10 protein-coding genes are annotated in these 14,817 nt (G+C 48.6%); 6 read left to right on the forward strand and 4 right to left on the reverse strand.

The features are described 5' to 3' along the window. Positions 1-3: 3 nt before the first annotated feature. The 3 genes from UNH61_RS08140 to UNH61_RS08150 all read right to left on the reverse strand — a co-directional run bounded on the left by UNH61_RS08140 (position 4) and on the right by UNH61_RS08150 (position 3,796). The gene (locus tag UNH61_RS08140) at positions 4-1,221 is read right to left on the reverse strand and encodes a histidine kinase dimerization/phospho-acceptor domain-containing protein (RefSeq protein WP_326991581.1); all 1,218 of its coding nucleotides are present in this window, start codon (positions 1,219-1,221) and stop codon (positions 4-6) included. A gap of 164 nt (positions 1,222-1,385) precedes the next feature. Continuing rightward, complete coding sequence (locus UNH61_RS08145) at positions 1,386-2,324, reverse strand: EamA family transporter (protein WP_326991582.1); 939 nt, start codon at positions 2,322-2,324, stop codon at positions 1,386-1,388. Positions 2,325-2,410: 86 nt separating this feature from the next. Further along, positions 2,411-3,796, reverse strand: a complete 1,386-nt coding sequence (locus tag UNH61_RS08150; protein ID WP_326991584.1) for a DUF3748 domain-containing protein — start codon at positions 3,794-3,796, stop codon at positions 2,411-2,413. Positions 3,797-4,021: 225 nt separating this feature from the next. Here UNH61_RS08150 and UNH61_RS08155 point away from each other — a divergent pair, with 225 nt between their 5' ends. Beyond that, a complete protein-coding gene (locus tag UNH61_RS08155) occupies positions 4,022-4,771 on the forward strand; it encodes a metallophosphoesterase family protein (RefSeq protein ID WP_326991585.1) in 750 nt (249 codons plus the stop codon). Here the strand turns inward: UNH61_RS08155 and UNH61_RS08160 are convergent. Then, positions 4,765-5,604, reverse strand: a complete 840-nt coding sequence (locus tag UNH61_RS08160) for an AraC family transcriptional regulator (RefSeq protein WP_326991586.1) — start codon at positions 5,602-5,604, stop codon at positions 4,765-4,767. The genes UNH61_RS08155 and UNH61_RS08160 overlap by 7 nt on opposite strands. A 125-nt stretch (positions 5,605-5,729) precedes the next feature. Between UNH61_RS08160 and UNH61_RS08165 the strand changes: the two genes are divergently transcribed. The 5 genes from UNH61_RS08165 (at position 5,730) to UNH61_RS08185 (ending at position 14,315) form a co-directional block, all read left to right on the forward strand. Continuing rightward, complete coding sequence (locus UNH61_RS08165; RefSeq protein WP_326991587.1) at positions 5,730-6,599, forward strand: LytTR family DNA-binding domain-containing protein; 870 nt, start codon at positions 5,730-5,732, stop codon at positions 6,597-6,599. Positions 6,600-6,733: 134 nt separating this feature from the next. Next, complete coding sequence (locus UNH61_RS08170; protein WP_326991588.1) at positions 6,734-9,484, forward strand: carboxypeptidase-like regulatory domain-containing protein; 2,751 nt, start codon at positions 6,734-6,736, stop codon at positions 9,482-9,484. 17 nt (positions 9,485-9,501) lie between these two features. After that, positions 9,502-10,773 (forward strand): parallel beta-helix domain-containing protein, encoded by a 1,272-nt coding sequence (locus UNH61_RS08175; RefSeq protein ID WP_326991589.1) that lies wholly within the window; start codon positions 9,502-9,504, stop codon positions 10,771-10,773. A gap of 12 nt (positions 10,774-10,785) precedes the next feature. Then, the gene (locus UNH61_RS08180; RefSeq protein WP_326991590.1) at positions 10,786-11,835 is read left to right on the forward strand and encodes an SO2930 family diheme c-type cytochrome; all 1,050 of its coding nucleotides are present in this window, start codon (positions 10,786-10,788) and stop codon (positions 11,833-11,835) included. A 98-nt stretch (positions 11,836-11,933) separates the two neighbouring features. Next, positions 11,934-14,315, forward strand: a complete 2,382-nt coding sequence (locus UNH61_RS08185) for a TonB-dependent receptor (RefSeq protein ID WP_326991591.1) — start codon at positions 11,934-11,936, stop codon at positions 14,313-14,315. Positions 14,316-14,817 lie beyond the last annotated feature (502 nt).

The raw sequence follows: 14,817 nt of genomic DNA on the forward strand, positions 1-14,817 counted from the left end.
ATATTAAGGTTGTGTAGGGGAAGCATCGCTGCTGCCGGGATGTGCCGGCGGAACAGGTAATATGGCTTCTCCGGCAGCGTCCAGCAGCTCGGTGCTGATCTGCAGTATGCGTTCAACGTCTTCATTAATACTATCCAGTAATTCTTTTTGCTCATTCAGCAACGGACCGGTTCTGGTATCGGCCAGCAAACTGAGGCTCATTTTCATGGCAGAGATGGGCGTTTTCAGCTCATGGGAAGCGGTAGCAATGAAGCGGGTCTTTGCTGCTGCCAACTCCTGGAAGGCACTCACATCGCGCAGTACAATCACTTCGCCGATCGCATCTCCGTTAACGGTAACATTTACAACGTCCTTGATAAAGTAAGTGTCGCCTATTATCAACTGCTGATGTACAGGATGTTTCAACACCGACTCCAGTAATGGCGTTTTTTTAGGACCGCATAACCTGATGGCTACTGCGTTCATAAAGAGCACCCTGTTTTTGGCGTCCAGTCCTATGATGCCGTCGTTCATCTGGTTGATGATGGCTTCCAGCCTTGTTTTTTCGAAACGGAGCTGCTCCAGGTTACTGTTTTCATATTCGTGCAGCTTCCCGGCCATGAGGTTGAAAACCTCCGCCAGATCCCCGAATTCATCGCCGGGTTGCAGATGGATACGCGTACTATAGTTCTTCTCGGCAATCTGGCGTATACCGGCTGTCAGCAGATTGATAGGATGCGAAACAATCTGCGGATAGGCGAATATAAAAATGATGGAGATGGTGAGCACAATCAGTGTAGAAACAGACAGGGTAAGAATCGCCCTGTTGGCCGACAGGGAAGCAATCTGATTTTTTTCGATGATGGCCTGCTGGTTGATTTCCGCCACCTGCAGAATGGCGTGCCGTAGTTCCTCGGGTATCTCCGCATTACCGGGCGATTGCTGTATCTGTGCTACCAGGTCGGTTACGCGGGCGGTGGCACTGTCTTCCCCGGGCTCGGTGATATTATGCTGCTGCAACGCCAGGTTCTGTTGCAGGGTGGCCAGCTTCACCGGCCGCTGTTCCAGTGCCATCAGCATGTTGTTACAATAGGCAATGGAATGGAGATTTTCCTGCAGTATCAGCCTCGCATCCTGGTTCAACCGGTATATCTGGTAAATACCCTGCATGCTGATGAGCAACGTCAGTATAAACAGGAAGATGAGGCCGAGGGTCAGTTTTGTTTTTAACCGTAATTGCATGAATAGTGGATTTGAAAGGGTCTGGTGAAGACGCCTCCAAACCGGTGCCACCATATTGGTAATCTGCTAAGTATTTATATATCAGCTGGTTGACGAAGCGCCAGGCCCAAGGCTGGCGCTTGCAGGTATGTCAAAACGGAAGACTCTTTTTCAAAATGGCAGGGTCAGGAAACCGGGCTTTCTGCCACCGCCCGTACGGCAGCTGTTGTGGGCTGTTTTTTCCTGGCCAGCAGAAATATGGTAGAGATGATACATAAACTGCCTAGCCAATCCATCACTGTAAACGGAACTTTCAGCCACAGCAGGGAGAACACGGCCGCTGAAAGAGGTTCTGCCGATGCCAGCAGACTGGTAGTTTGTGGTCCGATTATCTTAACGGCAGTGAGGTAAGCATAAAATGCCACGAGGCAGCCAAGCAGAATAATGAACGCCGTAAATGCGAGGGTATAAAAATCCCACTCACCGGAAACATTCCAGGGGGCGTGGGTGAATCCCAATAACGTACCGCCTGTGACCATTGCCCAGCCAATGATCACCGGCGTTGGGTAACGGCTAAGCAGCTGCGCCGGGTAAATACTGTAAAAAGCCATACTTAATGCCGATGCCAGTCCCCATCCCAACGCCTGCACAGAGATGGATAAGCTGTCGGTTTTTCCGTGTGTTACCATGAGAAAAGTACCTGCTACTGCCAGCGCAATGGCCAGGTATTCCAGGAAGGTGGGCCATTTCCGTGAATGCCAGGCCATGTAAACCGCAATCATCACCGGTCCTGAATATTGTAATACCGTGGCGGTAGCAGCATTGGAATGTTTGATGGTCGCAAAGAAAGTGTATTGCACCGCCAGCATGCCCAGTATACTGAATACCAGCAGCTGTGCGGCCGACTTTTTATCCTGCCAGATGGCAAATACTTCTGAAGGATGACGACGCATGGCTATCAGCAACAGTAGTATACCCGCTATCAGCAACCTTACGGTAACCAGCCATTCTGTATTGATGTTGCGGTACATGAAAAGGAATTGTCCGCAGGTACCGGATACTCCCCACAATATCGCTGCCGTTAGCGCCAGAATAATGCCCCGCCATTTAGTCTTTTGTTTCATATTTGCTTTCCGTGAGATAAAGAAGTCAACAGGTATGCAAATTTGCAGATATTGCGGGAATTCTCTCTTTTTTTGTATCGTTTACGCTACCTGTTGAGCACTTCCGACATAAATATCTGCAGGTAATTATTTACATAACGGTTATATGCCACCATTTTCCCGTTGTGCGACCAGATCACGGCGCCCTGCGGAGGAGTTGTGTTACTGTTGTTCCTTGTCAGCGGCCAGCTTTGCCGGGAGGTAAGGTCGGTGATATAAACGACGTTGTTGGCGATGTAGGCCAGCCGGCTGCCATCCGGACTAAAATTAAACCCACCCTGTATATTGAACCGATGGAAGGTGAGTTGCTGAATGGCGCCGCCATTGGGCGATACGCCGAATAGGTTGATGAAACCCGCATCGTCTTTTGCAAGGAAGGCGATCAGGCTGCCGTCGGCCGTGGTGCGAAGCCAATGCCGTGGCCCCTCTACGCCGTTTGCTGTGAAGGTGATCCGTCGTTGCTTTACACCTGCCGGTACGCCTGGGCGCGTATCTGCAGTACCTTCCAGCGGTTGCCCCGCAACGGCGGTTGTCAGCGTATCAGGCAGATCTGCTACAAAAATGGCTGTTTTCGTCTGGTTATTTTTATCTCTCACATTGCCCTGAAACGCAATGGCTCTCCGCTGGCGGCTGCCATCGGTCCGGAGGTAGCCGTTTGTACCTATCCAGCTTTCATCGAATGCTTTGTCTATTTCATCGCTCCCCGGCCTGGGCGTTGGTGTAACAGCGGTTACAATCACCGCGAACATAGTGCCGCTGTTATTCTCAGGATTATCGCCGGGAACGGTTACCCGCCCCGGAAACATGACCCCCACGGTGCGCAGATCTTTTACAGCAGCATTGGATTTACTCAATTCTTCCATAATATGATCATTATAGGTGAAACTGATCCATTCACCGTCGCCGCTCCAGGTATGGGCATGAGTGCCGCCACGTAACGCGCCGGGAGTGAACGGCGGCGTTATATTCCTCGCATCCATAAATACCGGGCGAAAAGGCGTGTCGATATCAACGGCTACGCCTGTACGCCGGCTTGCGCTGTACGGATTGTTCTTATCCGCGTTGCGGATACCGTGGATGAACAGTACCCGGTTCTTCACAGGCGAGAAAGTGACAGCTCCCACTCCCGGCCCGAAAGCCGTTTGGTGAGGACTGCGGTATATTGCTCTTATTTCTTTTGTATGCACGTTTACCATAGCAATGCTTCCGGTGGATCCGATGAGTGTATCGTAATTCCGGGTGTCGTATACTATCCAGTTATCATCGGGTGAAAAGCACTGCGTGCTGTTCAGGGTATGGCCGCCAGCTGTATAAGTTAGCTGTACGGCTGCCGGCCCGTGATCGATCACAATGCCCGGCACCTGTGCATTACTATCTGCATAATAACTAACCATACAAACCAGCAGGATCAGGTATACCTTACGTACAAACATGCTTTTGTTTATTTAAAAATCGCCTCTATATCGTTCAGCAAATATTGCCACTGCGAGGGTGTTGTGGGAGTGCTGAAATTTGGTATCCTGTGAAAAGTAAGAAAAAATGCGGGCGTTATACCATCGTAAAGCTACAAAATATACAAATGACTGTACCGCGTTTGTACAACTTTTAAGCATATTTATACAAGTACATAACCTATTCGCCACCTTAATTTTACAGCTATGAAAATAGCAGTTATCAGCGATATTCACGGAAACCTGCCGGCACTGGAAGCCGTACTGGCAGATATCGCAGTATTTGGAGCAGATCAGGTTTACTGCCTCGGCGATCTGACGGATGCAGCTCCCTGGCATAATGAAGTGATCGCCCTTATCCGTCATCGCCACATTCCGGTGATCATGGGCAATCACGATGAGCGCATTGCGTTCGACCTGCCGGTAATCCCGCTGCCCAAACATGGCCCCGAAGAGCAGGACGCCAGAAACACCGCCATCAATTTTACCAAAGCCACCATCACACCGGATAACCGGCATTTCCTTTCCTGCCTGCCGGATTCATTGCGTATCGAATTCCCGCATCTCAGCCTGCTGCTGACCCATGGCAGCACAAGAAGTAATGATGAATATATTTATGAAGACCATCCGGAAGAAGATATTGTGAACATGCTCACGGCTGCAAATGCCGACGTGTTATTCACCGGTCATACGCATTTTTCGTATATCCGTTCGGTTGATAGTGGCGCCAGGCGCATCATCAATGCCGGTGCAGTAGGGCGTACCCGGGAAGAAAAAGGCAAGGCGGTTTATCTGCAGCTGGAAATAAAGAACAGGAACGCAACTACGGTGGATGAATTACTCGATGTTCGGATTTGCAAGATAGATTATGAAGTGGAACGTACTCTGGAAGCAATCAGGCGTAGTCCGATTCCCGATTTCTATGCCCACTTCCTGGCTCCGGAAACAGCTTACTGATGTTGGGTTTGCGAGCGGAACAGGCGTGGGTTTACTCCTCTCATTTTCCGGAAGAATTTATTGAGGTGGCTGAGATCTCCGAAGCCGAACTGTTCTGATATTTCCTTTATACTGAGGGTACTGTACCGGAGTTTATTTTCAATCTGCCGGCTTTTGTAATCATTGATATAATCTTTGATGGATAAACCCAGTTCCTGCCGGAACAATACCTGCAGTTTCGTTTTGCTTAGCTGCAGCTCCGGGCCCATTACCGACTGTTGCAGCAGCTGGGGCCGGGTGATATGCTGATGGATATAATGAAGTACCCTTGTCAACTCTTCGGAATGCGCGGTGTGCCTGCCGGTAGTACCGGTGCTCCTTTTTAAAATTGAGAATACGCTTCGGATAAGGTGAAGGATCACGTCGTTGCCGGGTACCGGATGCCGGTTCCATTCGGCTGCGATGGATAGAAGTATGTTGCCGGCCAGTTCCAGGTCGGTTGGCGGAATGCGCATGCCGTCGTGCGACTGGCTCGCGATGATGAGCTGCTGCAGCAACTGCTCCCATTGATGCTGCTGTTGTTGGGAAACATCCTGCCCAAGATAAACATTGGTAAATTTCAGCACCGTGAACATGGTTTCTTCCCGGATATCGAGGATATGTTCATCGGTGGGCGCCAGCATATAAAAGCAGGGCCCTTCATAGCTGAACACTTCGCCGTTTAGCCGGTGCTCCCCCTTGCCGGAATGGATGAACATCAGCTCAAAGTGGTTGTGGCTGTGCAGTTCAAAGGGCCATTCGCTTGTTCTGAAATGCCGGATAAAAATATCATCGTGCTGAATCAGCTTTCCCAAAGGATTTCTTTTAGTATAAATAATTTAGCCAAAAGTACAAATCATGTCATAATTTAATGCTTCCGGAGGCTGCATACTCATTACGGCTTTTTTACTTAACTTAATTACAGAAAATTACCAACGTTATGAAAAGCTTAATATTCCTGCAAAATATATCCAGGCATGCGGCGGATCAACCGCGGTTTACCCTGCTCGATCCGGTTGCCAACAGGATTACCCTGATCCTCTTTTGCAGTATTTTCAGCTTCCTGTTTATGTATATTTTCCTGCCTTTTAATATCAATATCTGGTACGAAGGGCAGCATATGCCGTTACTCCCGCTGTTCCTCATCTTCACCGGTTGCGGTGTAGTGGTGCTCAGTATTTCCCAGTTCCTGTTGTTCCGCCTGAAGTGGCGGAAAAAGCTAACCCTGGCCACCTATCTCTGCTGGTTTATCGGGGAAATCATCGGAGTGGCCCTGCTGGTAACGGTGGTCAATGTATCTGTTACGGATACCTTCTTCTTTACATGGATGGAGTTTATCAATACCCTGCACTATACGGCCCTGATTATGCCCCTCCCTTATTGTATAGCCCTGTTATGGTTTTTTACCCGGGAGAAGATGACGCAATTGAAACATCTTGCTAAAGAAAAACCAGCCGACAGCTGCCTCATTATCCGCGATGAACATGATAAGCCGGCGTTGACCCTCCATCCCGGAAAACTGTTATTGATCAAAGCGGAGGATAATTATGTGCAGATATATTATCTCTCTGGTAATACCCTTACCAGGGAACTGGTACGCACTTCCCTCAAGAAACTGGAATCCTATCTGCCGGCCGACAGCTTCGCCCGTTCACACCGCTCTTATATGGTAAACCTGGGCAAAGTGGTTCTTTTTAAGAAAAATGCAAAAGGACATTACCTGCATCTCGAAGGGCTGGACGATCTGGCTGTACCGGTGTCTGCCGGTTGCCTCACCACCTTCCAGGAAAGGTTCGCCCCAACGGTCTGAATTCTACCCCCAATAGCACCGGTTTCGCCCCAAAGTAGCTCCCAATACCACTTTGCGTGATGGTATTTTGGTAATATCGTTTTGTGCATTGCTGCTTAAAACTAACAACCAAAGCCATCTAAATTTCCCCACCGATGCTAAGAGCCGTTATTATCAGCACTATCTGCCTGTTCCTGACAACACAAATGGCATATGCCCAAACCGTCATTTCGGGCAACGTCCGGAACAGCGTCACCAAAGAAGTGGTACCTGTGGTATCCGTTACCATCAGAGAAGCGCCTAATGGCGATTATACCAACGATCAGGGGAATTTTAAATTCTCTACCCGGAAAAATTATCCGTTGATCCTTATACTTTCTTCCGTTGGCTTCGAAACCAGAGAGATCACCGTGTCGGGGCCGGGCTTTCAGCACATAGAGCTGACACCGGCTTCCGTACTGGGAAAAGAAGTGGTAGTGTCGGCCAGCCGGTTTACACAGAAGAAGATCGAATCGCCGGTGACGATAGAAAGAATAGGCACGAAAGATATCATCAATTCGCCCCAGCCCAGCTATTATAATATGATCCAGGGACTGAAAGGCGTGGATGTTACCACTTCCAGCATGATGTTCACCACCATTACCACCCGCGGATTCAATACCAGCGGGAATACCAATTTCACGCAGATTGTGGATGGAATGGATAACCAGGCACCCGGACTGAATTTCCCCATTGGAGCAATCATCGGGTTAACTGAACTGGATGTGGATAACCTGGAAGTCCTTTCCGGCGCATCGTCCGCTTTATACGGTTCCAGAGGCCTGAACGGTACGATGGTAATGACTGGTAAGGATCCTTTCAAGTACCAGGGCCTCAGCGCCCAGATTACACAGGGCGTGAATCACATTAAAAAAGGAAAATCGAATGATCCGCTGGGGGCCTCTCCGTATTACGACTGGACCGTTCGCTGGGGCAAAAAGGTGAACGACCGGTTTGCCTTTAAAATCAATGTACAATACACACAGGCGAAAGACTGGATGGCCAACGATACCACTAATACCAACGGTGCCGGTGGCCCCCTGCAGGACCCCAACTACAACGGCGTGAACATGTATGGCAGCAAAACATCCGTCGACATCAATCCATTCCTGGAAGGCGCGTTGGCGCAGTCGCCCGAACTGGCCCCGATTATCAACCCGCTGCTGCAGAACGGCAGTCATTACGTGGCCCGTACAGGGTACCCGGAATATGGTTACCTTAGCAGCGACGCCAAAATGTTCAAGGCGAACATGGAACTGCGTTATAAAATAAAACCCAAGCTGGAGGCTATCCTTTCCGGAACCTACGGCCAGGGGAATGCCGTTTACAGCAACGATACCCGCTACGCGCTCACCGGCTTTCACCTGGGGCAATACCGTGCGGAGTTGAAAGCAGAACATTGGTTTGTACGCGCCTATACTTCCCGCGAAAACTCCGGTCATACCATCATTGCCATGCCCACGGCGCAGTTGATCAACGAAGCCTGGAAGCCCAGCTACAATGCCAATACGGGCGATGGCTGGTACCCGCAATACACCGGTGCATTGCTGCAGGCCATGGCGCAGGGGCAGAGCTACCTGGATGCCAGCAACATCGCCAGGAGAGCAGCGGATCAGGGCCGGCCCGATGCAGGCAGTCCGTTGTTCCTGCATCTGAAAGACAGCATCTCCGGCATTCCTACTTCTAAAGGCGGTACACTTTTCACTGATAAAAGCAGGTTGTTCAACACAGAAGTACAATACAATTTCACCCACCTGCTGAAGGTGGCAGAAGTGATAGCAGGCCTGAACTATCGCCTGTACCGCCTCGATTCCAAAGGCACCCTGTTCCCCGATACGGAAAGTCCGATTGACGTAGCAGAATACAGTGCTTACCTGCATGTCACCAAAAAGGTAATACACGATAAACTGAGCCTGGCGGCTGCCATCCGTTACGATAAAAATACCCTTTTCGCAAAGCCACGAACCACTACCCGGGCTTCGGCAGTGGCAGAAGTAAACAAGGAAAGCTTCATCCGCTTCTCCTATCAGAACGCCTATAGTTTTCCATCCAACATACAGGCCCTGCAAAGTACCCTGATCGATTACAACAGCTTTGCCTCAGGAGGCTCCGGCCGCCTGTTGAACGGCGTATACCAGTTCGATAAATACCCGGCTTACACGCTGAACAGTGTGGATAGTTTTCAGCGGACAAAAAATCCGGCCGACCTGAAGCTGTTTTCCCTGAATGATATCAAGCCACAGTCCGTAGATGCGTTCGAGTTAGGTTACTCTTCTCTCATCGCCGGCCATATACTGATTGATGTGCTGGGCTATTACTCTACCTGGAAGAATTTCATCGGCTATGTGAATGTAGCCAATACTCCGGGAACGGCCGATCCTAATGCGTTTCTGGATCATAGCAAGTACATGCAATATAATATTGCGTACAATGGTGCAGAGAAAGTGAATACCTACGGATATGCCGCCAGCGTGAGCGTGGATATGTCGCACCATTTCCTGGGCAAGGTTAACTTCTCTTCCGATTTCCTGAAGAACAGGAACAACAGTCAGGTAAACAATTTCAATACGCCTAACTACAAATTCAACATCGATTTCGGTAACACCGGCTTTGGTAAAAAGGAAAGATATTCTTTCAATACCACTTTCCGCTACCGGCCTGCATACTTCTACCAGATAGGTTTTGGCAGCGGTACCGTACCGGCATCGGCAGTGATAGATGCACAGGTCAGCTATCGCCTGTTGCAGGCGCATTCCACTATTAAGCTGGGTGGCACCAATATCACCAATGTGTATTACCGGAATGGCTTTGGGAGCCCCGCTATCGGTGCGCTCTACTACGTCACTTTTGCATATAATGTTTTCTGAGTTTAAAACAATTGAATATGAAACAATATCCTATCTTCCTGCTGTTGTTAGCCTTGCTGGCGGCCTGTCAGGCGCCGGAGCATAAAGAAGCAGGCGGTTATAAGACAAGGCTGAACTTTGGTCCGGGCGATGAAACAAAGATCGCTGAAGCATTCCTTTCGCTGACCGACAGTAGCAGCATCACCCTCAAAGAAGGGAAGTACAAATTCGATAACCTGAGCATCGCCCAAACGAAGCATATTCTTTTGCAGGGTGCGGGGCCGGATAAAACCATCCTCGACTTTTCCGCCCAGAGCCAGGGTGGGGAAGGCATACGGGTAACAGATGTAAAGGGCTTCACCATCGATGGTATGACCCTGCAGGATTCCAAAGGAGACCTGATCAAGATCAACAAATGCGAAAACGTAGTGATCACCAATCTGCATGCCATCTGGTCGACATCCGATTCTACCAGTGGCGGCTATGCCATATACCCGGTAATGTGCAGGAAAGTACTGGTGGAAAACTGTTATGCGCAAGGCGCATCCGACGCTGGTATTTATGTTGGGCAGACAGATAGCGCCATCGTTCGCAAGTGTAAGGCGTTCAAAAATGTAGCTGGTTGTGAAATAGAAAATACCTCCAACGCTGAAGTGTACGACAACGACTTCTGGGGAAATACTGCCGGCTTCCTCATCTTCGACCTGCCCGACCTCTCGAAGCGTGGCGGCCATGTAAAGGCTTACAACAATTATTTCCACGACAACAACGAGCGCAATTTCGCCAGGTCGGGCAGTTTCGGATCTACCTGGGGTGTGGGAAATGCTGCACCGGGAAGCGGAGTGGTGATACTGGCCGCTTCTGATATTGAACTGTACAATAACCGCATCGTCAATAATAACTCCAGCGCTATTTCAGTAGTATCAGGATTTTTTATTGATGAGAAAGCAGGAGAGAAGATGAATGATCACTATTTCCCGATCCCGCGGAATGTATATATCCACGATAATACCATGGAAGTGGGCAATGCTTTCCCGCCGGCCGTGTATGAGCATCATACCGGGAAAATTCTGGTAGGGCTGGAGCAGAAGTTAAACCAGGTGGATCCGTCCCGCAAAAATGCGCGGCTACCTTTCATTACCTACGATGGCATTACCACCAATATACTAACAAAGGGCACCGCCGTTAATCCGGATTCGCTTTGTATCAAACAAACAGGTCCTAATTTATTTGTGAATGTGGACGCGCTGAATATGAACAACAAAAACTGGCATCCGACTACCGATGTCGCCCCTTATGTATGTAAATAATTATAACGAGAGATGAGGAAGCCTTGCTTATATCTACTTTGCCTGATCAGCGCGATGGTGCTGGCGTATAGCTGCCAACAGCGTCCTGCGCAGGTAGCCGGACCATTTCAATTTCATGAGAAGTTATCAGACTACGGTTTTTTCACCGGCGCCCTGAAAGCGCTGCAGCCGCGGAAAGGCGTATTGCCGTACGAGTTATCGACTCCGCTGTTTACTGACTATGCGCTGAAAGACCGTTTCATAGCCTTGCCAGCGGGGCAGTCTATGCACTACACCGATCGTGGTGCATTAGATTTTCCCGATTCGACCTTTATTATTAAAAATTTCGCCTATACGAACACCGCTCATGAAAAAGTAATGATAGAAACGCGCCTGCTTTTCAAAGACCCTTCGGATCATCAGTGGAAGGTGATGAACTATCTCTGGAACAAAGAGCAGCAGGATGCGGAGAAATGGATACTGGGCAAAAAGATTCCTATCACGTTCATTGACGATAGCGGCAATCAGCAGCAAACGCTTTACCAGATGCCCAATACGAACGATTGTAAACGCTGTCATATTAATAACAGCGTGCTTACCCCTATCGGGCCCAAAGCCAGGAACCTGAATTTTGTACGCCACGGCCAGGCGCAGAATCAGTTAACGCAATGGGCCGGTATGGGGGTATTGAGCGGATTGCCGGCAATGGACAAGGTAGCGCAGCTCCCGGATTGGAAAGACAGCGTTCATTTTTCCCTGAACGAGCGGGCCCGGGCCTACCTGGATGTAAACTGTGCACACTGCCATACAAAGGGCGGAGATGCTTATAATACGGGGCTGTTCCTGGAATACGAACAAACTGCCCCGGATCATCTGGGAGTGATGAAATCGCCGGTATCCGCTGGTGGCGGGGCCGGGGGACTGGATTATGACGTTATCCCCGGGGATGCGCTGCATTCGATCCTGGTGTACCGCATGAACTGCACAGAGCCGGGCACAGCCATGCCGGAGCTGGCCCGTACAGTGATTCACCGGGAAGGGGTAGAGCTGATTCGCCGGTGGGTGAACGCTATGAAAAAGTAACTGCCGCATCCGCTTTTTTCCCGATCGGATCATTCGTTTTCCCGATCCGATCATTGGAAGGGGGCGATTTGGTGTTCCTTTGCGGAAAATATACTGTAGTGAAGCATTTTTACGTGATTATCGGCCTTCTTTTAGTGAACATTGCTGTATTGGCGCAATCCGGAACCATTAAAGGGAAAATCAATTCAGCCGACGGCCAGCCGGCAGCTTTCGTGACGATTGGAATCAAAGACACCAAAAAGGGTGCATTGACGGATGAAGATGGTCTGTTTCTTATCAGGAATGTAAAACCAGGAACATATACATTGGTTGTTTCTTATACAGGTACCAAAACCCTGCAACAGGAAGTGACTGTGGAGGCAGATAAAGTAACAGCGCTGAATCTGTCGCTGGAGGCTAATTCCAGCCAGCTGAACGAAGTGGTGGTAGATGGCACGAAAACAAGGACTATTAATAAGCGTCCGCTGACCATCGGGAAGCTGCCGGTGCCGGCGATGGATTTACCGCAGGGCGTGGCGATAATAGGGCATGAAATGCTGGAGAATCAGCAGGTACAGCGCCTGAGCGATGTGATAAAAGATGTGAACGGCGTTTACATGGCTTCCATGAGAGCAGGAACACAGGAATCTTTCAATGCCCGTGGCTATGGCTTTTCCAGCACCAATATGTTCAAGAACGGTATGCGGGTGAATTCGGGCGTAATGCCGGAGATGAGCTCACTGGAAAGAGTGGAGATCCTGAAAGGAAGTGCAGCCATCCTGTATGGTAACGTTTCCCCGGGTGCAGTAATGAACATGGTGACCAAGCAGCCTAAGTTTAACTTTGGCGGTGAGGTGAATGTTCGCGCCGGAAGTTATGGTTTATTCAAACCTGCTTTCGATGTATATGGTCCGCTTTCTTCTAAAGTAGCCTACCGCGTTAACGGTGCATTTGAAACCGCCGACAGCTATCGCGATCAGGTACATTCTAAACGTTATTATGTAAATCCTTCTTTGCTGTTTAAACTGAGCGAGCGTACAGAGCTGCTGGTACAGGGAGATTACCTGAAACATGATTTTACACCTGATTTTGGTATTGGTTCCCTGAATAATACAAAAATTGCAGATGTACCCCGTAACTGGTTCTTTGGAACCCCCTGGCAGTATGCACATACGCAGCAGACAACGGCTTCCGCAACAATAAAGCATAAACTGAATGATAACTGGAATCTCAACGGTATGATTTCTTACCAGAAATATAACCGCGACTATTATGCCATTGAAAGAATACAGGCAGATAGCACAGGTAAATGGGGCCGCCCGTTGAACCGGTTGAATAACGATGAAGATTATTACCTGGCACAGGTAGATCTGACAGGGAAATTCAAGACCGGTAATGTAGAGCATAACGTGCTTGCCGGTATAGACGGTGATCGTTACTACCAGACAGCTTATTCTTACAATCAGCCGACTACTTATGATACGATCAACATCCTTGATCCAACGAAGTATACCAGGCGTACAGATATTCCGGTGGCTAACAGGACGAAAAGCTTAGTAACACCTGTCAATCGTTTCGGTGTTTATGTACAGGACCTTGTACGTATTACGCCTAAACTGAACCTCCTGGCCGGCATACGCTTCTCTTACCTGCAGAATGAATCGCCCGTTACACGTGATTACAAATCCGGCGGCGTTACAAAAACAGATGCTAAGTACGATCATGCATTTTCACCCCGCGTGGGCCTGGTATACAAGCCAACAAACAATATGGCGGTATTTGCGAGCTATTCCAATTCCTTTACACCAAACACAGGAATTGACGTCGACAGCAATGCACTGAAACCATCTGTTATAGATCAATTTGAAGTGGGTATTAAAAACGATTTCTTCAACGGCCTGTTGTCTGTTAACGTAACAGCTTATCGTATCAACAACAACAACTATGCGCAAACAGCGCCCTTCCGGAAAGATGGCGTTACACCTAACGATAATGCCAACCTGAAAGCGCTGATCGGCAAAACCCTCAGCCAGGGTGTGGAAGTAGACATCGCCGGGCATCCGCTGCCAGGGCTGGATGTAATAGGTGGTTACAGCTACAATAACATCACTATTGAAGGATCGTCTGGCGTTACCGGAAGTTCTGTTAATGGCGAACGTTTGGTAGGAAATCCCAATCATACTGCTAATGCCAGCGTGTTCTATACATTTCAGCAAACAAAGCTGAAAGGCCTGAAATTGGGAGCTGGTTATTATTATATCGGTCAGCGTTACGCAGGATGGAATAATACTACGTTACAGTCGCAGAAATACAACCGTATGATTTCGGTGCCGGGCTTCTCTACGCTGGATCTGACTGCTGGTTATTCGTTCAAGCGTTTCTCTGTGCTGGGTAAGGTTTCTAACGTAACGAATACGTATAATTATTATGTGCATGAGAATTATAGTATTAATCCAATACCGCCGACGCAGTTTACAGGTACGGTGTCGTATAGGTTTTAAGATGGGAGATAAAAATTGTTGAGGAAAATCCGCTCGAAGGGGCGGATTTTTTTGTTTTGCTTTTATGAGAATGATTGTACAGAAACCGTTGTCTAACATTTGCAACAAAGCCGGGTGATGACCTGGTAAAAAAGCATCGTTTTAGCAGTGGAGCTGAGACTGCCTTACCACATCATGGAGTATAGGATACTTAACTGAGAACCGAATGAGAGCCGAAGGATACCCCTGTATTGATTTGGTAATCAATAAGATGTAAATATGCGAAAATGTTTAATGCGAATTTTTTAGCGCTGATTTTGATAGTATTTTAACCTATTGGTGCTGATTGTTATCACTGCTTCGCTTAACATCATGTAGTGCTTTGTTTCTTGCGAAGTATCGTAGTTTGTTTATTAAATTTCTCAGGGAAAGGATAATGAATAATTGATTTTATGTATCTTGACCCCGGTTCTGTTGACCGCCATCTTTAGATATAAAGATATTACTGTGGCAAACCTGTGAA

Source organism: Chitinophaga sp. 180180018-3 (assembly GCF_037893185.1).
Taxonomy (GTDB): domain Bacteria; phylum Bacteroidota; class Bacteroidia; order Chitinophagales; family Chitinophagaceae; genus Chitinophaga.

What these genes read in the sequence shown, in the direction of transcription:
- UNH61_RS08140 (WP_326991581.1), bottom strand. Translation starts at nt 1,221, where the DNA reads ATGCAATTACGGTTAAAAACAAAACTGACCCTCGGCCTCATCTTCCTG.
- UNH61_RS08145 (WP_326991582.1), bottom strand. Translation starts at nt 2,324, where the DNA reads ATGAAACAAAAGACTAAATGGCGGGGCATTATTCTGGCGCTAACGGCA.
- UNH61_RS08150 (WP_326991584.1), bottom strand. Translation starts at nt 3,796, where the DNA reads ATGTTTGTACGTAAGGTATACCTGATCCTGCTGGTTTGTATGGTTAGT.
- UNH61_RS08155 (WP_326991585.1), top strand. Translation starts at nt 4,022, where the DNA reads ATGAAAATAGCAGTTATCAGCGATATTCACGGAAACCTGCCGGCACTG.
- UNH61_RS08165 (WP_326991587.1), top strand. Translation starts at nt 5,730, where the DNA reads ATGAAAAGCTTAATATTCCTGCAAAATATATCCAGGCATGCGGCGGAT.
- UNH61_RS08170 (WP_326991588.1), top strand. Translation starts at nt 6,734, where the DNA reads ATGCTAAGAGCCGTTATTATCAGCACTATCTGCCTGTTCCTGACAACA.
- UNH61_RS08175 (WP_326991589.1), top strand. Translation starts at nt 9,502, where the DNA reads ATGAAACAATATCCTATCTTCCTGCTGTTGTTAGCCTTGCTGGCGGCC.
- UNH61_RS08180 (WP_326991590.1), top strand. Translation starts at nt 10,786, where the DNA reads ATGAGGAAGCCTTGCTTATATCTACTTTGCCTGATCAGCGCGATGGTG.